The sequence below is a fragment of the Paracoccus sp. NFXS7 genome, from assembly GCF_040148865.1.
Classification (GTDB): Bacteria; Pseudomonadota; Alphaproteobacteria; order Rhodobacterales; family Rhodobacteraceae; genus Paracoccus; species Paracoccus marcusii.
Genome location: NZ_JAKEKV010000010.1, coordinates 63,504 through 79,602 on the forward strand (window position 1 = coordinate 63,504; position 16,099 = coordinate 79,602).

At 69.3% G+C, this 16,099-nt stretch carries 18 protein-coding genes; 8 read left to right on the forward strand and 10 right to left on the reverse strand.

From position 1 onward, the window contains the following. Positions 1-77: 77 nt before the first annotated feature. Positions 78-1,223 carry a phosphoserine transaminase gene (locus LZ686_RS15540; RefSeq protein ID WP_349548379.1) on the reverse strand — a complete coding sequence of 382 codons (1,146 nt, stop codon included), beginning with the start codon at positions 1,221-1,223 and terminating at the stop codon, positions 78-80. A 133-nt stretch (positions 1,224-1,356) separates the two neighbouring features. On the opposite strand from LZ686_RS15540, the gene serB reads away from it, so the two are divergent. Both serB and LZ686_RS15550 read left to right on the forward strand, forming a co-directional pair. Beyond that, on the forward strand, positions 1,357-2,235 hold the full coding sequence (gene serB / locus LZ686_RS15545) for a phosphoserine phosphatase SerB (protein ID WP_349548380.1): 879 nt from the start codon (positions 1,357-1,359) through the stop codon (positions 2,233-2,235). 54 nt (positions 2,236-2,289) lie between these two features. Then, entirely contained in the window at positions 2,290-3,048 is a 759-nt protein-coding gene (locus LZ686_RS15550; RefSeq protein ID WP_349548381.1) for a TSUP family transporter, read from the forward strand. 117 nt (positions 3,049-3,165) lie between these two features. Here LZ686_RS15550 and LZ686_RS15555 read toward each other — a convergent pair whose 3' ends face one another. Then, positions 3,166-4,152, reverse strand: coding sequence for an asparaginase (locus LZ686_RS15555; protein ID WP_349548382.1), 987 nt, complete (start codon positions 4,150-4,152; stop codon positions 3,166-3,168). 150 nt (positions 4,153-4,302) lie between these two features. Here LZ686_RS15555 and LZ686_RS15560 point away from each other — a divergent pair, with 150 nt between their 5' ends. Both LZ686_RS15560 and rlmN read left to right on the forward strand, forming a co-directional pair. Continuing rightward, positions 4,303-4,824: an invasion associated locus B family protein gene (locus LZ686_RS15560; RefSeq protein WP_046000420.1), complete on the forward strand. Its 522-nt coding sequence runs from the start codon at positions 4,303-4,305 to the stop codon at positions 4,822-4,824. A 114-nt stretch (positions 4,825-4,938) separates the two neighbouring features. After that, a complete protein-coding gene (gene rlmN, locus LZ686_RS15565) occupies positions 4,939-6,123 on the forward strand; it encodes a dual-specificity RNA methyltransferase RlmN (RefSeq protein ID WP_045983077.1) in 1,185 nt (394 codons plus the stop codon). A 409-nt stretch (positions 6,124-6,532) separates the two neighbouring features. Here the strand turns inward: rlmN and rsgA are convergent, their stop codons facing one another. Both rsgA and LZ686_RS15575 read right to left on the reverse strand, forming a co-directional pair. Beyond that, positions 6,533-7,540, reverse strand: coding sequence for a ribosome small subunit-dependent GTPase A (gene rsgA / locus LZ686_RS15570; RefSeq protein WP_148910584.1), 1,008 nt, complete (start codon positions 7,538-7,540; stop codon positions 6,533-6,535). Between the two features lie 40 nt (positions 7,541-7,580). Continuing rightward, a complete protein-coding gene (locus tag LZ686_RS15575) occupies positions 7,581-8,411 on the reverse strand; it encodes an LOG family protein (protein WP_046000418.1) in 831 nt (276 codons plus the stop codon). A gap of 105 nt (positions 8,412-8,516) precedes the next feature. On the opposite strand from LZ686_RS15575, the gene dapD reads away from it, so the two are divergent. Genes dapD through LZ686_RS15590 form a run of 3 tightly spaced genes read left to right on the forward strand, consistent with a single transcriptional unit; the run spans position 8,517 to position 10,427 of the window. Continuing rightward, on the forward strand, positions 8,517-9,338 hold the full coding sequence (gene dapD, locus LZ686_RS15580) for a 2,3,4,5-tetrahydropyridine-2,6-dicarboxylate N-succinyltransferase (protein ID WP_349548383.1): 822 nt from the start codon (positions 8,517-8,519) through the stop codon (positions 9,336-9,338). Further along, complete coding sequence (locus LZ686_RS15585) at positions 9,338-9,793, forward strand: YaiI/YqxD family protein (protein ID WP_349548384.1); 456 nt, start codon at positions 9,338-9,340, stop codon at positions 9,791-9,793. The genes dapD and LZ686_RS15585 overlap by 1 nt, the downstream gene beginning before the upstream one ends. Before the next feature lie 55 nt (positions 9,794-9,848). Then, positions 9,849-10,427 (forward strand): exopolysaccharide biosynthesis protein, encoded by a 579-nt coding sequence (locus tag LZ686_RS15590; RefSeq protein ID WP_046000416.1) that lies wholly within the window; start codon positions 9,849-9,851, stop codon positions 10,425-10,427. Between the two features lie 88 nt (positions 10,428-10,515). Here LZ686_RS15590 and LZ686_RS15595 read toward each other — a convergent pair whose 3' ends face one another. Then, entirely contained in the window at positions 10,516-11,313 is a 798-nt protein-coding gene (locus LZ686_RS15595; RefSeq protein WP_349548385.1) for a crotonase/enoyl-CoA hydratase family protein, read from the reverse strand. A gap of 133 nt (positions 11,314-11,446) precedes the next feature. On the opposite strand from LZ686_RS15595, the gene LZ686_RS15600 reads away from it, so the two are divergent. Continuing rightward, the gene (locus LZ686_RS15600; RefSeq protein WP_349548386.1) at positions 11,447-12,736 is read left to right on the forward strand and encodes a 4-aminobutyrate--2-oxoglutarate transaminase; all 1,290 of its coding nucleotides are present in this window, start codon (positions 11,447-11,449) and stop codon (positions 12,734-12,736) included. On the opposite strand, the gene LZ686_RS15605 is transcribed toward LZ686_RS15600, so the two are convergent. From LZ686_RS15605 to LZ686_RS15625, 5 genes are read right to left on the reverse strand one after another with little or no spacing between them, the layout of a single operon-like run. Continuing rightward, on the reverse strand, positions 12,733-13,656 hold the full coding sequence (locus tag LZ686_RS15605) for an AEC family transporter (protein WP_349548387.1): 924 nt from the start codon (positions 13,654-13,656) through the stop codon (positions 12,733-12,735). The genes LZ686_RS15600 and LZ686_RS15605 overlap by 4 nt on opposite strands. 21 nt (positions 13,657-13,677) lie before the next feature. Continuing rightward, positions 13,678-14,652, reverse strand: coding sequence for an iron exporter MbfA (mbfA, locus tag LZ686_RS15610; protein WP_127899244.1), 975 nt, complete (start codon positions 14,650-14,652; stop codon positions 13,678-13,680). A 15-nt stretch (positions 14,653-14,667) separates the two neighbouring features. Next, positions 14,668-14,931, reverse strand: a complete 264-nt coding sequence (locus LZ686_RS15615) for a sulfurtransferase TusA family protein (protein WP_045983073.1) — start codon at positions 14,929-14,931, stop codon at positions 14,668-14,670. Further along, positions 14,928-15,440, reverse strand: coding sequence for a DUF2478 domain-containing protein (locus tag LZ686_RS15620; protein ID WP_046000411.1), 513 nt, complete (start codon positions 15,438-15,440; stop codon positions 14,928-14,930). Before LZ686_RS15620 ends, LZ686_RS15615 begins: the two co-directional genes overlap by 4 nt. A gap of 9 nt (positions 15,441-15,449) precedes the next feature. Then, positions 15,450-16,076, reverse strand: a complete 627-nt coding sequence (locus LZ686_RS15625; RefSeq protein WP_046000410.1) for a response regulator — start codon at positions 16,074-16,076, stop codon at positions 15,450-15,452. Positions 16,077-16,099: the final 23 nt, after the last annotated feature.

Consider the following 16,099-nt stretch of genomic DNA (forward strand, 5'->3'; position numbering starts at 1 on the left):
CGCGGACGCCTTGTTTCTTCTTCAGAAAAATATCCTGCGGGGGGTCCGGGGGGCGCAAGGCCCCCCGGCCTCTCGGATCACTGCGCGGCCAGCTCGGCGCGGTACGCCCATTCGATCCACGGCATCAGCGCCGCGACATCGGCGGTCTCGACCGTCGATCCGCACCAGATCCGCAGACCGGCCGGCGCGTCGCGATAGGCGCCCGCATCCAGCGCGACGCCTTCCTTCTCCAGCCGCTTGGCCACGGCCTTGGCAAAGGCCGCGCCGTCCTTGATGGCCGGATCGGTGAACTTCAGGCAGACGCTGGTCGTCGATGCGGTGGCGGGGTCCTCAGCCAGATCGGCGATCCAGTCCTTGTCCGCGATGAAATCGCGCACCGCGCCTGCATTGGCATCCGCCCGCGCGATCAGTGCCGACAGCCCGCCCAAGCCCTGCGCCCATTTCAGCGCAACCAGGTAATCCTCGACCGCCAGCATCGAGGGCGTGTTGATCGTCTCGCCCTTGAAGATGCCCTCGATCAGCTTGCCGCCCTTGGTCATGCGGAAGATCTTGGGCAGCGGCCAGGCGGGGACATAGGTCTCCAGCCGCTCGACGGCGCGCGGCGACAGGATCAGCACGCCATGCGCGCCCTCCCCGCCCAGCACCTTCTGCCAGCTGAAGGTCACCACATCCAGCTTGTCCCACGGCAGGTCCATGGCGAAGGCCGCGCTGGTCGCGTCGCAGATGGTCAGGCCCGCGCGGTCGGCGGGAATCGCGTCGCCGTTCGGCACACGCACGCCGCTGGTGGTGCCGTTCCAGGTGAAGACGACATCCTTATCGAAATCGACCTCGGCCAGATCGACGATCCGGCCGTAGTCGGCCTTGCGGACGGTGGCGTCCAGCTTCAGCTGCTTCACGGCATCCGTGACCCAGCCCTCGCCGAAGCTTTCCCAGGCCAGCATCTCGACGGGGCGCGCGCCCAGCAGGGTCCACATCGCCATTTCGACCGCGCCGGTGTCGGAACCGGGGACGATGCCGATGCGGTAATCGGCCGGCACGCCCAGGACCGCGCGGGTCAGGTCGATGGCCTCGGCCAGCTTGGACTTACCGACGGCGGCGCGATGCGACCGGCCCAGGGGCGCGTCCGACAGCATGTCCAGCGAATAATGGGGGATCTTGGCGCAGGGGCCCGAAGAAAAGCGCGGGTTTTCCGGCCGCGCAGCCGGGATCGCATGATCGGTCATGTGGCTAGCCTTCCAGCTAAAAAGCCCCTCGTTGGGGAGGGGTGTCCCACCGACCGACCTAAGGCCCCTCCCGCTCTGGCGCAAGAAAAAACTTTGTCCTACACCCGCAGGCAACCGCACAAGGACCGCGCCCATGTTCACCGTCTCGCTGATCGCGGCGCCTGCCGCAGCCAATCTGGATGATGCCCTGCCCGGCGGTCTGGCCGACCGGTGGGGCGGCGACGTGACGCGCTGGCTGTCGCCGGGCGTGGCTGCCGAATTCGACATCGCGGTACTTCCTGGCGATTCGGATCAGGTCTGGTCCGACCTGCAGGCCATCGGCATCGACCTGGCAATCCAACCCGCTGGCGGGCGGCGCAAGCGCATCCTGATCGCCGACATGGATTCGACCATGATCGATCAGGAATGCATCGACGAACTGGCCGACATGGCGGGCTTTGGCCCCCGCGTGGCCCAGATCACCGCCCGCGCCATGAACGGAGAGCTGGACTTCAACGCCGCGCTGACCGAACGCGTGGCCCTGCTGGCGAACCTGCCGGAGGCGATCATCGCTCAGGTCCTGGCCGAACGCATCACCTATGCCGCGGGCGGGGCCGTGCTGGTGGCGACCATGCGCGCGCACGGGGCCTATACCGCGCTGGTGTCGGGGGGCTTCACCAGCTTTACCCGGGCCGTGGCCCAGACCCTGGGCTTCGACGAACACCGCGCCAACACGCTGCTGGCGCAGGACGGCGTGCTGACCGGGCAGGTCGCCCTGCCCATCCTGGGCCGCGAGGCCAAGGTCGATGCCCTGACCCAGATCGCCGCCCGCCTCGGCACCACGCCCCAGAACGCGATCGCGGTGGGCGACGGCGCCAACGACCTTGGCATGATCCAGCTGGCCGGTGCCGGCGTGGCGCTGCACGCGAAACCCGCGGTCGCCGCCCAGGCCCACATCCGCATCAACCACGGCGACCTGACCGCGCTCTTGTACCTGCAGGGCTTCGCGGACGAGTATTTCGTCACCCCCTGATTTCTCCTTTGTCCAAATACCCCTGCGACGATTGCCCCACCGAAAGTCCCGATGATGTTCGAACTGACCGCCGACCTGGTGATGCTGCTGATGATGGCGGCCTTTGCCGCAGGCTTCGTCGATGCCATCGCGGGCGGGGGCGGGCTCATCACGCTGCCCATCCTGATGCTGGCGGGACTGTCGCCCGCGCAGGCGCTGGCCACTAACAAGGTGCAGGGCGTCTTTGGCGCGGGGACGGCCGCGCTCAGCTATGCGGCGCGGGGTCTGGTCGATCTGCGCAGCCAGTGGAAATCCGCGCTGATCGCGGGGGCGGCGGGGGCCGCGGGGGCGGTGCTGGTCAGCGCGATCCCCACCGCCGGGTTGCGGCTGATCCTGCCGGTCATCCTGATCGGCATCGCGTTGTTCTTTGCGCTGAAACCCGGACTGAACGACCTGGACCGCACGCGCCGCCTGACGCCCTTGGTCTTTGCGGCGACGGTGGTGCCGTTCGTGGGCTTCTATGACGGGCTGATCGGGCCGGGGGCCGGGGCCTTCTACATGATCGGGTTTGTCACCCTGGCCGGATACGGGGTTCTGAAGGCCACGGCCCATACCAAGCTGCTGAACTTCGCCTCGAACCTGGGCGGGCTGGGGGCCTTCGCGCTGGTCGGCCAGCCGCTGTGGCTTTTGGGCATGGCGATGGGGGCGGCGCAGATCGCGGGGGCGATGCTGGGCGCGCGGCTGGCCTCGCGCATCGGCGCGCGGCTGATCAAGCCGCTGCTGGTCGTGACCTCGACCCTGTTGGCGGGTCGGCTGATCTGGCAGATGATCTGAGACCGCGCATCCGGCGCCCGCTCTGCCAAGGGGCGCCGGTTCGGGGCACGGGAACGGGACGGGGGCATCCCGTGCCGTACAGTAAAGCACGGCTCCATGTCGGGGATGTGACGGCCCTCAGGCGGGAAAGCCCGGCGCGCGGCGCAGGTTGCCCGTGACCATGCCGCGACAGTTCAGGATCGGTCCGTCCAGAAGCGCCTGCGCCGCCGGATGGGCCGCATCCAGCACGCCTAGGTGGATCAGCAGCGCGGTGATCGCGGCCTCGCTGGCGCGGGTGCCGCCATCGGTGATCTTCAGCGCGACGCCCAGGCCCTGGTCGGGCAGGATCGCCACGAACACCGCCTCGGCCCCGGTCTTGATCGCCGCGACGCCCCCCATCGCGCGCATCAACTCGGTGCAGGACCGACCCTCGCCCGCGACCATATCGGGGTGGCTGCGCATCGCGTCCACCAGCTGCCGCATGGCCATGCCGCGCCTGTCCGTTCCGGGATTGGCGAACCGCGCCATCGCGCGGGCCAGCCCCTCGACCGTGCAGGCCCAGTTCGGGGCCGAACAGCCGTCGATGCCGAAACCGGGGCTCTCCTCGTCGGTGACCTCCTCGAAGGCGGCCTTGACGGCGCGCTGGACCGGGTGGTTGGGCTCGACATAATCCGGCCCGCCCTTCAGGTGGCGGTTCAGCGTCAGAAAGCCCGCATGCTTGCCCGAACAGTTGTTGTGCAGCTGGCAGGGCGCGCTGTCCGAACAGGTCAGGCGGCGGTTCTCCTCTGCGTCGCGCGGCATGTGGCTGCCGCAGCGCAGGTCGGGCTCGCCCAGGCCCAGCCCGTTTAGCCAGCCGTCCACGGCCGCGACATGCATCGCCGCCCCTGAATGGCTGGCGCAGGCCAGGGCCAGCTGGCGGTCGGTCAGGCCCGCCGCATCGGCGGCCCCGCTTTCCATCAGCGGCAGCGCCTGGATCATCTTGCACGACGATCGCGGATAGATCACCTGCCCGGGTCGTCCCCAGGCCTCGACCACGCCATGGGCGTCGCAGATTACGGCATGGCCGGCATGCAGGCTTTCGCGCATGTCGCCGCGCCACAGTTCGATCATTTCTGCGGACCGCATGTTTTCTCCCTGACAATTGCGCGATTGTGCTTGCGCAGCCTTTAACGGGCGGCGATTTTCGCTATCCTGACGACAGATGGTTGAAAAGACCACAGCAATCAGGAAGAACGCCGGGCGAAGCGGCGAATTGAATTGGCAGGAGGCCAGAGCATGATTACCACCACCCTGCGCGGCATGGGCGCCAGCCTTGTCCTGATCGCCGGACTGGGCACGGCGGTTGCGCAAGAATCCAGCAACGTCGTGGCGACCGAAGGGGACTGGACAGTCTTCGCGGCCGACAACCCGCGCGAATGCTGGGCAGTCTCGCCCCCGAAATCCACGCTGAACACCCGCGACGGTCAGCCGACCGAGGTGACGCGCGGCGACATCCGCCTGTACGTCGCCTACCGTCCCGGCCAGAACGGAGAGGTCAGCTTCAGCGGCGGCTATCCCTTCGCCCCGGATTCGACGGTCGAGGTCGATGTGGGCGGCCGCACGTTCAACCTGTTCACCGAGGGCGAGAGCGCCTGGACCGGCAGCCCGTCCGACGACGAGGCGATGATCGCGGCCCTGCGCGGCGGCTCGTCGGCTGTCGTGACCGGCCGTTCGGCACGCGGCACCACGACCAAGGACACGTTCAGCCTGTCGGGCATCACCGCCGCGACCAACAGCGCACGCGAGCGCTGCCAGTAACCGCAAGGTTGCAGTCCTGACGGAACCAAGGGGGCGGGCCGGTTGATTTCGGGCCCGCTTTCGCATATGTGGCTGTCTTTCGCCCCTTGGGCCGTTCCAACACCGGTGATCTTCATGACCGATCAGACCCCGTCTGCGCCGATCACGCAGGACGTGATGACGCTTCCGCGCAAGCTGCCCCAGGGCGGGCTGACGAACATCGTCGGCCTGACGCGTGCGCAGCTGCTGGACGCCCTGGTCGCGGCGGGCACGCCCGAGCGTCAGGCCAAGATGCGCGTGGGCCAGGTCTGGCAGTGGGTCTATCACTGGGGCGTGCGCGATTTCGCGCAGATGACCAACCTGGCCAAGGATTACCGCGCCCTGCTGGCTGCCAATTTCGAGATCACCCTGCCCGAGATGGTGACCCGTCAGGTGAGCAGCGACGGCACGCGCAAGTATCTTGTCCGCATCGCCGGCGGCCACGAGGTCGAGGTCGTCTACATCCCCGAGGAGGGCCGCGGCACGCTCTGCGTCAGCAGCCAGGTGGGCTGCACGCTGACCTGTTCGTTCTGCCATACCGGCACGCAGAAGCTGGTGCGCAACCTGACGCCCGGGGAAATCGTCGGCCAGTTGATGCTGGCGCGCGACGATCTGGGCGAATGGCCCGTCCAGGGCGCCCCCAAGGACGAGACGCGGCTGATTAGCAACATCGTCCTGATGGGCATGGGCGAGCCCTTGTACAATTTCGAGAACGTCCGCGACGCGATGAAGGTCGTGATGGACAACGAGGGCCTGTCCCTGTCGCGCCGCCGCATCACCCTGTCGACCAGCGGCGTCGTCCCCGAGATCGCGCGCACCGCGCAGGAGATCGGCTGCCTGCTGGCCGTCAGCTTCCACGCCACGACGGACGAGGTCCGCGACCGCCTGGTCCCCATCAACAAGCGCTGGAACATCGAGACGCTGCTGGCCGCGCTGCGGGACTATCCTCGCCTGACCAACAGCGAGCGGATCACCTTTGAATACGTGATGCTGGCGGGCGTGAACGACAGCGACGAGGACGCGCACCGCCTGGTCAAGCTGATCGAGGGCATCCCGGCCAAGATCAACCTGATCCCGTTCAACGAATGGCCAGGCGCCCCCTACAAGCGGTCCAGCAACAACCGCATCCATGCCTTCGCGAACATCATCCACAATGCGGGCTATGCCAGCCCGATCCGCACCCCGCGCGGAGAGGACATCATGGCCGCCTGCGGCCAGCTGAAATCCGCGACAGAACGCGGCCGCAAGTCCCGCGCCCAGATCGCGGCGGAAACCGCTTAGAACAGCCCGTCTGAACCTGGCGCTGGGCCGGTCGCGGCACCTGCCACCGGCAGGCTGCTCGACGGCGACCTCCTGTGCGGATGGCACGCTCTACAGTGCGTTTGACGGTGATCGCCGCCGCGGCGTCACGGGAGTTTTTGCCCGTCGACCAGACCAGTCCAGAGACCTGTCTTCGATGCGTTTGGTCTCGCCTACGCATCAGCCGTTCTGGCGCGTGACCCTTGGCCCTGTTCGTCGCATTTTTGGCATAGCTACAAAGGCGATGTTTGCCGACGTGGAGCGGGTTGCAGTTTTTGCCCTAGATTCTTCAACGACGTTTGCAGCAGCAGGGGATACCCAAACCGGGAAACGTCCGCCAAGGGACGACCCTCCCACAACTCGTTTGGCACAATTGCGGGAGCAATGACCGTCAGCGCCGCCTGCCGCCGCGGGGCAGGGTGGTGCGGTTGCCGCGGGGTCCGGTCTGGACCGGGGTGTTGTCGCGGTTCTCGTCGTGCAGCTTGCGCCAGCGTTCCAGGCGGTCCGCGTCCAGCGTGCCGGCGCGCACGGCCGCCTGCACCGCGCAGCCCGGTTCATGCGCATGGGTGCAGTCGCGGAACCGGCAATGGGGGGCCAGTTCGGTGATCTCGGCGAACAGCATCTCGATGCCCACGGCGACATCGGCCACGTGCAGCGTGCGCATGCCGGGCGTGTCGATGACCCAGCCCCCGCCCGCCACCGGATGCAGCGACCGCGCGGTGGTGGTGTGCCGCCCCTTGGCGTCCGATTCGCGGATCTCGCCTGTGGCCTGGGCATCGCGGCCCGACAGCGTGTTCAGCAGCGTCGATTTGCCCACTCCGGACGAACCCACCAGCGCGACCGTCCGCCCCGGTCCGCACCAGGGTGCCAGCACCGCGGCCGCATCGGGCGACTTGGCGTTCAGCGCCACGACCTGCAGCCCGCGCTGCAGGGTGCGGGCGCGGTCGACCCAGTCCGACGGGTCGTCGACCTTGTCGATCTTGGTCAGCACGATCACCGGGTCCGTCCCGGCCTCGTTCGCCAGGGCCAGATAGCGTTCCAGTCGCGCCGGGTTGAAATCGTCGTTGCACGACGTGACGACGAACAGCGTGTCCACGTTGGCGGCGATCAGCTGGCGGGCATCCGCCCCCTCGGTCCGGCGGCGCAGCAGGGCGCGGCGGTCCAGCAGGCGGGCCACCACGCGCGTGTCGCCCTTGGCCAGCACCCAGTCGCCCACCGCATAGTCTGCGGTCGTGGCATGCAGCGGCAGGTCCAGCCGGACCTGGCCCGCCCCGGTTTCGGCCATCAGCCGCGACCGGTGCACCGCGGCGATGCGCATGGGCACCAGCCCCGCATCGTCATCGGTGACCTGATCGGCAAAGAAGGGCCCCCAGCCCAGATCGTCCAGCGCGCGTGTCATGCGATCTGCATGATCGGGCCACGGGCGCGATGCAAGCGTTTCATTCCGGCGACCAGGCGTCGATGATCGCCACGGCCTCGTCTGCGGTCTCGACATAGCGGATCAGGTCCAGGTCCGACGCGCTGATCGTGCCGGCGCGGGCCAGGGCCTGCCAGTTGATGATGCCGTCCCAGAACTCGGCCCCGAACAGCAGGACCGGGATGCGGGCCATGCGGCCGGTCTGGATCAGGGTCAGCGCCTCGAACAGTTCGTCCAGGGTGCCGAAGCCGCCGGGGAAGACCGTGATGGCGCGGGCGCGCATCAGGAAATGCATCTTGCGGATCGCGAAATAGTGGAAGTTGAAGCACAGGTCCGGCGTGACATAGGGGTTGGGCGCCTGCTCGTGCGGCAGCACGATGCCCAGGCCGATCGACTGGCCGCCGACCTCCTGCGCGCCCAGGTTGCCCGCCTCCATGACGCCGGGGCCGCCGCCGGTGCAGATGACCAGGTCCTTGCCGCCCTGCGCCAGGCTGCGTTCGGTCATCAGGCGGGCGAACAGGCGCGCCTCGGTATAGTATTTCGACAGTTCGGCCAAGGCCGGGCTGCGGGCGTCGCGGGCCGCGCCGTCGGGCGCCGGGATGCGCGCGCCGCCGAACATCACCACGGTGGATTCGATGCCGTGTTCGTCCATGATCATCTGGGGCTTCAGCAGCTCCAGCTGCAGGCGGACGGGGCGCAGCTCCTCGCGCAGCAGAAAGTCGCGGTCGCTGAAGGCCAGCTGATAGGACGGCGCACGGGTCTGGGGCGTGTCGGGCACGTGCCGGGCGCGGGCCGCGTCGCGGCTGCTGGCGGGCAGGGTGTGGGCGCGGTCCTGTTCGGTCGTATCGGTCATCAAGGCCTCGGGGTGGGGGATGCGCGGATTGCGCGGGCATTGGTTGATGCTTATAGCCCACAGGCAACAGTTTCCACCCGGACGCGACAGCAGCAAGAGGCCAAGATGACCCAAGACCTGGAACAAGCCATCGAAACCGCGTGGGAGGCCCGCGCCGAGATCACCCCCGACACGCAGGGCGCCGCCCGCGAGGCCGTGCGCGAGACCCTGCACCAGCTGGACAGCGGCGCCCTGCGCGTGGCCGAAAAGCGCGGCGCCGACTGGCATGTGAACCAGTGGGCGAAGAAGGCGGTGCTGCTGTCCTTCCGCCTGAACGACATGGAGGAGATGGCCGGCGGTCCGCAGGGCACCTCGTGGTGGGACAAGGTTCCGTCCAAGTTCCACGGCTGGACTCAGGACGACTGGCGCCGCGCGGGGTTCCGCGCCGTGCCGGGCGCGATCGTGCGGCGGTCGGCGTTCATCGGTAAGGGCGCGGTGCTGATGCCGTCCTTTGTCAACCTGGGCGCCCATGTGGGCGAGGGCGCGATGATCGACACCTGGGCCACTGTCGGGTCCTGCGCGCAGATCGGCCGTAACGTCCACCTGTCGGGCGGCGTGGGCATCGGCGGCGTGCTGGAGCCGCTGCAGGCGGGGCCGACGATCATCGAGGACTACTGCTTCATCGGCGCGCGTTCGGAGGTGGTCGAGGGCTGCATCGTGCGCGAGGGATCGGTCCTGGGCATGGGCGTCTATATCGGCCAGTCGACCAAGATCGTCGACCGCGAGACCGGCAGCGTGACCTATGGCGAGGTTCCGGCGGGGTCGGTCGTGGTGTCGGGCACGATGCCGTCCAAGAACGGCGTGAACCTGTACTGTGCGGTGATCGTCAAGCGGGTCGACGCGCAGACGCGGTCCAAGACATCCATCAACGAGCTGCTGCGCGACTGATGACCACGCTGTTCATCGATGCGGATGCCTGCCCGGTCAAGGTCGAGGCCGAGCGGGTGGCCGTCCGCATGGGTGTGCCCATGGTGCTGGTCTGCAACGGGGGCCTTAGGATGCCCACGCATCCACTGGTCCGGCTGCAGATCGTGTCCGCGGGCCCCGACGAGGCCGACAAGTGGATCGCCGACAGCTGCGGTCCCGGCGACGTGGTGGTGACGGGCGACCTGCCGCTGGCGGATCGCTGCATCAAGGCGGGGGCGGCGGTGCTGACCCACGCCGGAGAGGTGCTGGACGTGCGCAACATCGGCCCACGGCTGGCCACGCGCGACCTGATGGCCGACATCCGCGCGGCGGACCCGTTCCACAAGGGCGGCGGGGCGGGGTTCGGCAAGGCCGACCGGGCACGGTTCCTGCAGTCGCTGGACCGGCTGCTGACCGCCGCACGCCGCGCGGGCTGAGCGCGGACCCCGCGACGCGTCCATGCGTTGCACCCTCGACAAGCAGGAGAATGCGATGAGCGATGACACCGTCATCACCGATCTGGTCGGCCGCGTGCGCAAGGGGGCCGAAGGCGACAAGGTCAGCGTCGGACAGATCGCCGAGGCCCTGGGCCAGGATTCGCTGCCCCCCAACCTGATGATCCCGGCCTTTGCGGTGGCGTCGCCCCTGTCGGGCGTGCCGCTGTTCTCCAGCATCTGCGGCCTGCTGATCGCGCTGGTGTCGGCACAGATGCTGATCGGTCGCGATCACGTCTGGCTGCCGGGCTTCCTGATGCGGCGGCAGGTGTCCGGCGATCGGTTGCGCAAGGCGCTGGACTGGATGGAGAAGCCCGCGCGGTTCCTAGACCGGGTCAGCCACGAGCGGCTGACCCCGCTGGTGCGCCGGCCCATGCGCTGGATCGTGCAGGGGATCTGCCTGTGCTGCGGGCTGGTGATGCCGCTGCTGGAATTCATTCCGTTCACCTCGTCGCTGATGGGCGTGGTGGTCAGCCTGCTGGCGTTCGGCCTGCTGGCGCGGGACGGTGTCTTCGTGCTGCTGGGGTTCCTGGCGATCGGCGGGGTGGTCACGCTGGTCCTGACCCTGATGCCCTGAGCGAGGAGCGGTCGGCCGGGGCATCGAGCCCCGGCCGACCGCTGCCGCGGCACGGGCCCAAGGCCCGCGACGCGACATGGCGCCCCCGTCAGGCGGGCTTGATCTTGTCCGCGGTTCCGCCGGCGAAGGCCGCCAGCCTGTCACGGGCCGCGGCCTGGGTGTTCACGACGCCTGCCACGGCGGCCTCGGCATAGGCTGCGTCCAGCGCGCTCATGTTCTGCATGTGGCTAATGGCCGAGCAGATGGCGAAGTTCGACAGCGGCGGGTTCTGTGCCGCCTTGCGCGCGATCTGCAGCGCATGGGCGGCCGGGTCGTCGACCATGTACTGGCACAGCCCCACCGACACGGCCTCGTCCCCGCGATAGAGGCGCCCGGACAGCATCATGTCGATCATCCGCGCCTTGCCGATCAGGTCGGCCACGCGGATCGTGGCGCCGCCGCCCGTGAACAGGCCGCGCTGCCCCTCGGGCAGGCCGAAATAGGTGCCGGGCCCCGCCACGCGGATATGCGCGGCGCTGGCCAGTTCCAGCCCGCCGCCCACGACCGCGCCCTGCAGGACGGCGATGACCGGCACGCCGCCATATTCCATCCGGTTGAACGCGTCGTGCCAGCGCAGGCAGACCTGCATGAAATCGGCGGCGCTGCGATCCTCGCGGTGGTGTTCCACAAGATCGAGCCCCGCGCAGAAATGATCGCCCGCCGCGTCCAGGATCGCGGCGCGCACGCCTGCGCGCGGCAGGGTGGTGAAGATGTCGATCAGCTCCTCGATGGTGGCCAGGTCCAGCGCGTTGCGCTTGGCCGGGCGGTTCAGGGTGACGCGGGCGATGCCCTCGTCATCCACCGCCAGCAGGATGTTCGACAGCCTCAGGTCCGCGATGTCGCGCATGTCCGGTTCCCTCCCTTGAACGTGCGCGTCCGGGGATAGCCCGCCCCGCCGCCTGCGTCGAGGCGAAGTTCGCCGTTGGCAAGCGCGTGCGAAAGGATCACCCTTGGACCATCCATCCAGGGAGGGATGCACCATGAAGGACCTGACCGCCGCCGCGACCAACGCGGCAACCGCCGCCCGCCGCCGCGCCGCCATGGCCCGCGGCGTGGGCGTGATGACCGACCATTTCGCGGCACATGCCGAAAACGCCACCGTCACCGACATCGAGGGCAACCGCCTGATCGACTTCGCCGCCGGTATCGCGGTCGTGAACACCGGCCACCGCCACCCCCGCGTGATCCAGGCCGTGCGCGCCCAGCTGGACGCGTTCACGCATACCTGCCACCAGGTTCTGCCCTATGAGAACTATGTCCGCCTGGCCGAGCGCCTGAACAACGCGACCCCCGGCGATTTCGCCAAGAAGACGATCTTCGTCACGACCGGGGCCGAGGCCTGCGAGAACGCGGTCAAGATCGCCCGCGCGGCCACGAAACGCGATGCGGTGATCGCCTTCACCGGCGCGTTCCACGGGCGGACCTTCATGGGCATGACGCTGACCGGCAAGGTCGTCCCCTACAAGAAGGGCTTCGGCGGCATGATGCCCGACGTCTTCCACGCGCCCTTCCCCTGCCCGCTGCATGGGGTCACCACCGAGGACAGTCTTGCCGCCATCGACAAGCTGTTCAAGGCCGACCTGGACCCCGCCCGCGTCGCCGCCATCGTGTTCGAGCCGGTGCAGGGCGAGGGGGGCTTCTATCCCGCGCCCACCGATTTCGTCGTGGCGATCCGCGCGCTGTGCGACCGGCATGGCATCGTGATGATCGCCGACGAGGTGCAGACCGGGTTCGCGCGCACCGGCCGCCTGTTCGCGATGGAGCATCACGGCGTCGCCGCCGACCTGGTGACCATGGCCAAGGGCCTGGGCGGCGGGCTGCCCATCGCCGCGGTCACGGGCCGGGCCGAGATCATGGACGCGGCCGAGCCGGGGGGCCTGGGCGGCACCTATGGCGGCAACCCTTTGGGGATCGCGGCTGGCTTGGCGGTGCTGGACGTGATCGAGGAGGAGGGCCTGTGCGCCCGCGCCGACCGCCTGGGCGCAGCGCTGAAGGCGCGGTTGGAGGCGATCGGGCCGCAGATGCCGGAACTGGCCGACATCCGGGGGCCGGGCTTCATGATTGCGGCCGAGTTCATCGGCCCGGACGGGCCCGATGCGGGCCTGACCGCGCGGGTGCGCGAACAGGCGCTGGCGCGGGGGCTGCTGCTGCTGACCTGCGGGGTGCATGGCAACGTGATCCGCTTCCTGGCGCCGCTGACCATCCCGGACGACCAGTTCGCGCAGGCGCTGGACATCCTGGAGGAGGCGATGCTGGCCGCGCGCGCCTAGGCGCCGATCAGCACCATCAGCGCGGGGATGGTCAGGATGCTGGCCGCGGTCGAGATCAGGATCGCGGTCGACACCCGCTGCTGCGCCAGCCCGAAATGCTGCGCCAGGATATAGACGTTGCCCGCCACCGGCAGGCCCGCCGCGACGACCATCACCCCCGCCGCGACCGGATCGACGCCGAACCCCCACGCGGCCAGCCCCACCGCGGCCGGATGAAGGATCAGCTTGGCCCCCGAAAGCCAGGCCGACGGGGCCAGCCGCGCCAAGCTGCGCCCCGCCAGGCTGGCGCCGATGGCAAACAGCGCGCCGGGCGTCGCGGCCGCGCCCAGAATCGACAGGAACTCGTCCAGGGGGGCGGGCATGGGCAGGCCCAGCCCGCCCCAGGACAGGCCCGCGACCATCGCCAGGATCATCGGGTTGGCCGCGATCCCCCGCAGCACCGGCACAATCGCCGCGACGCCGACCCCGCCATTGCGCGAGGCATGCACGATCAGCGTGATCAGCGTGGAAAAGACCAGCATGTCGATGATCAGCACCATCAGCACCGGCCCGATCGCCGCCGGGCCCAGCAGCACGACCAGCATCGGCACGCCCAGAAAGCCGGTGTTGCCGATCATGCAGCACTGCGCCTCCATCGCGGCCTCGGCCAGACCCAGGCCGCGGGCGCGCGCGACCCACAGGCCCACCGCCCAGACCGCCGTGGACCCGGCCAGATAGGCCAGCACGAAGCGCAGATCGAACAGCGCGCCCAGATCGACCCCCGCGGCAAAGCGGAACAGCATCGCCGACAGCGCGAAATAGAACACGAACTTCGTCAGCCAGGCCGCGCCCTGGGCGGGAAAGAACCGCGTGGCGGCGGCGACCCAGCCCAGCCCGATCAGGGCGAAGAAGGGCAGGGTCTTGAGCAGGATCTCGGTCATCTGGCCCCCGGGCGGGGGCCGTCAGCCCGATCCGATCAGCACCCCAACGGCCAGCACCAGACCACCGCCCACGACGACTTGCAAGACGGCCCGCCAGAAGGGCGTCTGCATCCAGCGGTTCTGGATCCAGGCGATGGCCCACAGCTCGACGAAGACGACGATGATGGCGATGGTGGTGGCGGTCCAGAAATCCGGGATCAGATAGGGCAGGGCGTGCCCCATCCCGCCCACGGTGGTCATCACCCCCGACGACAGTCCGCGCTTCAGCGGCGATCCGCGCCCCGACACCACGCCGTCATCGGATGCGGCCTCGGTAAAGCCCATGCTGATGCCTGCGCCGATGCTGGCGGCGGCGCCCACCAGGAAGGTCGTCCAGGGGTTCTGCGTGGCAAACGCCACTGCAAAGATCGGCGCCAGGGTCGACACGCTGCCGTCCATCAGCCCCGCCAGCCCCGGCTGGACCCAGGTCAGGACGAAATCGCGATGGGCGACGGCATCCTCCTCGGCGCGGGCATCGGCGGGCAGCAGCTGTTCGGTCAGCTCGTGGGCGCGGTTCTCGTGGCCGCGCTCGGCGGCGGCCAGATCGCCCAGCAGCTTGCGCGTGCCGGCGTCCTGGCTGACCTGGGCGGCATGGGCATAGAACTCGGCCGCGTCGCGTTCCATGCCCGCGGCCTCGGCGCGGATGCGGTCCAGCGACAGGTTCTCGATCATCCAGGCGGGGCGGCGGGTGACATAGCCCGCGACATGTTCGCGGCGGATCACGGCGATGGCGTCACCCCACCGGCGCTGGTGCATGTCCAGCAGCAGGCGGCGGTGGCCGTCCTCCTCGGCGCTCATGGCGTCGAACACGGCGGCGCTGGCGGGATAGTCCTTGCGCAGGAACGCCGCCCAGTTGCGATAGATGCGCGCGTCATCCTCCTCGGAGGCGATGGCCAGGGCCACGATCTCTTGCTCCGTCAACTCCGATAGGCGCTTGCGCGAGGGCAGGAAGGGCATGGTCATCGTCGGTGCTCAACTCTCTTCGGGGGCAGGATCGGCTGCCTGTCCGGTCGCGGGGCCGCGCCTGACCGTGAATTCCGTGACGCCGTCGCCCAGATCGCGCATCCCGATCATGGCATGCCCGGCCTGCCCGCAGAAATGCGGCACATCGACCATCGCCATGCCGTCCGTCGCGATCAGCCGTATGGTCGCCCCCGCAGGCATCGCCAGCAGCGCCTTGCGCAGGCGCAGCACCGGCAGGGGACACAGCAGCCCCCGCGCGTCCAGGTCCGTCACGACGCCGCCGCGAATCGGTCCAGGCACCAGGACCGCAGCTGGTCGGGCCGGATCCGCACCGCCAGATCGCCCGCGAAATCCAGAAACGCCGCCTGCTGCTGGCGCGGCACGTAGAGGATCACCGGCTGCCCGTCGGCCACCGCCTGGCCGATCAGGTCGCGAAAGCCGCGGCCCATCGCCTCCTGCCGGCCGAACTTGGGGATCACCACCAGGCCCGCGCCGGCCAGGCGGGGCGCGGTGCGGGCCACCGCCTCCTCCAGCGCGCCGGTATCCAGCCGGCAGCCCTGCGCCCCCGGCCCAAGCGACTGAGAGATGCGGACCGGATCGCCGGGATCGCCCAGCACGATCATCTCCATGTCGCAGGCGCAGTCGGGGCCCAGGTCCAGGTTGCGCTGCACCGCCCCCGCCACGGGCAGGCCGCGCGCGCGCAGGTCCGCCGCCAGCGCCTCCAGCGCCAGGTCGGCCGCGCCGGGCGTCGTGTCGGTGTCGTTCGTGAACCAAGCCAGCATGCCGACCCCCTATACGCCGCTGTCCAGCGCGAATTTCATCAAGCCGTTGATCCCGTCCACGCCCAGCTTCTTCTTGAGCGCCGACGAGGTGTTGGCCGCGGTCTTGTAGCTGACGCCCAGCTGATCCGCGATGGCCTGCAGCGCATGCCCCTGTCCGATCAGGGCCAGGACCTGGCGTTCACGGTCCGACAGCGCGCCCAGGGGGTCGCCCGCGGCGCCCGCGCGCAGCGTGGCCAGCGCCATCGCCTGCTTGGGGGCCAGATAGAACTCTCCGGCCTCCAGCGTGCGCACGGCGTCGCGGAAATCGGACGGCGGGGCGTTCTTGGACAGGAACCCCTGCGCGCCCGCCTGCAGGGCACGGGCGGCAAAGCCGGTCTGGTCGTTCATCGAGAAGACCAGGATGCGCGCGTCGGGTGCGGCGGCCAGCAGCGGGGCGACCAGGTCCAGGCCACCCGCGCCGGGCAGGCTGATGTCCAGGACGATCAGGTCGGGGGCGGGGTCGCGGGTCAGCTGGTCCAGCGCCTCCTCTCCGGACATGGCCTGGCCCACCGGGTCATAGCCCAGATCGCGCAGCAGGCGGCTGGCGCCCAGATGGGTGATCGGGTGGTCGTCGATGACCAAGGCGCGTTTCGTCACGGGGTCGTCCTGTCCTCAGTGCT

Bases quoted from the DNA above. Each gene is read 5' to 3' on its own strand.
- LZ686_RS15540 (WP_349548379.1), bottom strand. From the start codon at position 1,223: ATGACCGATCATGCGATCCCGGCTGCGCGGCCGGAAAACCCGCGCTTT.
- serB (WP_349548380.1), top strand. From the start codon at position 1,357: ATGTTCACCGTCTCGCTGATCGCGGCGCCTGCCGCAGCCAATCTGGAT.
- LZ686_RS15550 (WP_349548381.1), top strand. From the start codon at position 2,290: ATGTTCGAACTGACCGCCGACCTGGTGATGCTGCTGATGATGGCGGCC.
- LZ686_RS15555 (WP_349548382.1), bottom strand. From the start codon at position 4,152: ATGCGGTCCGCAGAAATGATCGAACTGTGGCGCGGCGACATGCGCGAA.
- LZ686_RS15560 (WP_046000420.1), top strand. From the start codon at position 4,303: ATGATTACCACCACCCTGCGCGGCATGGGCGCCAGCCTTGTCCTGATC.
- rlmN (WP_045983077.1), top strand. From the start codon at position 4,939: ATGACCGATCAGACCCCGTCTGCGCCGATCACGCAGGACGTGATGACG.
- rsgA (WP_148910584.1), bottom strand. From the start codon at position 7,540: ATGACACGCGCGCTGGACGATCTGGGCTGGGGGCCCTTCTTTGCCGAT.
- LZ686_RS15575 (WP_046000418.1), bottom strand. From the start codon at position 8,411: ATGACCGATACGACCGAACAGGACCGCGCCCACACCCTGCCCGCCAGC.
- dapD (WP_349548383.1), top strand. From the start codon at position 8,517: ATGACCCAAGACCTGGAACAAGCCATCGAAACCGCGTGGGAGGCCCGC.
- LZ686_RS15585 (WP_349548384.1), top strand. From the start codon at position 9,338: ATGACCACGCTGTTCATCGATGCGGATGCCTGCCCGGTCAAGGTCGAG.
- LZ686_RS15590 (WP_046000416.1), top strand. From the start codon at position 9,849: ATGAGCGATGACACCGTCATCACCGATCTGGTCGGCCGCGTGCGCAAG.
- LZ686_RS15595 (WP_349548385.1), bottom strand. From the start codon at position 11,313: ATGCGCGACATCGCGGACCTGAGGCTGTCGAACATCCTGCTGGCGGTG.
- LZ686_RS15600 (WP_349548386.1), top strand. From the start codon at position 11,447: ATGAAGGACCTGACCGCCGCCGCGACCAACGCGGCAACCGCCGCCCGC.
- LZ686_RS15605 (WP_349548387.1), bottom strand. From the start codon at position 13,656: ATGACCGAGATCCTGCTCAAGACCCTGCCCTTCTTCGCCCTGATCGGG.
- mbfA (WP_127899244.1), bottom strand. From the start codon at position 14,652: ATGCCCTTCCTGCCCTCGCGCAAGCGCCTATCGGAGTTGACGGAGCAA.
- LZ686_RS15620 (WP_046000411.1), bottom strand. From the start codon at position 15,440: ATGCTGGCTTGGTTCACGAACGACACCGACACGACGCCCGGCGCGGCC.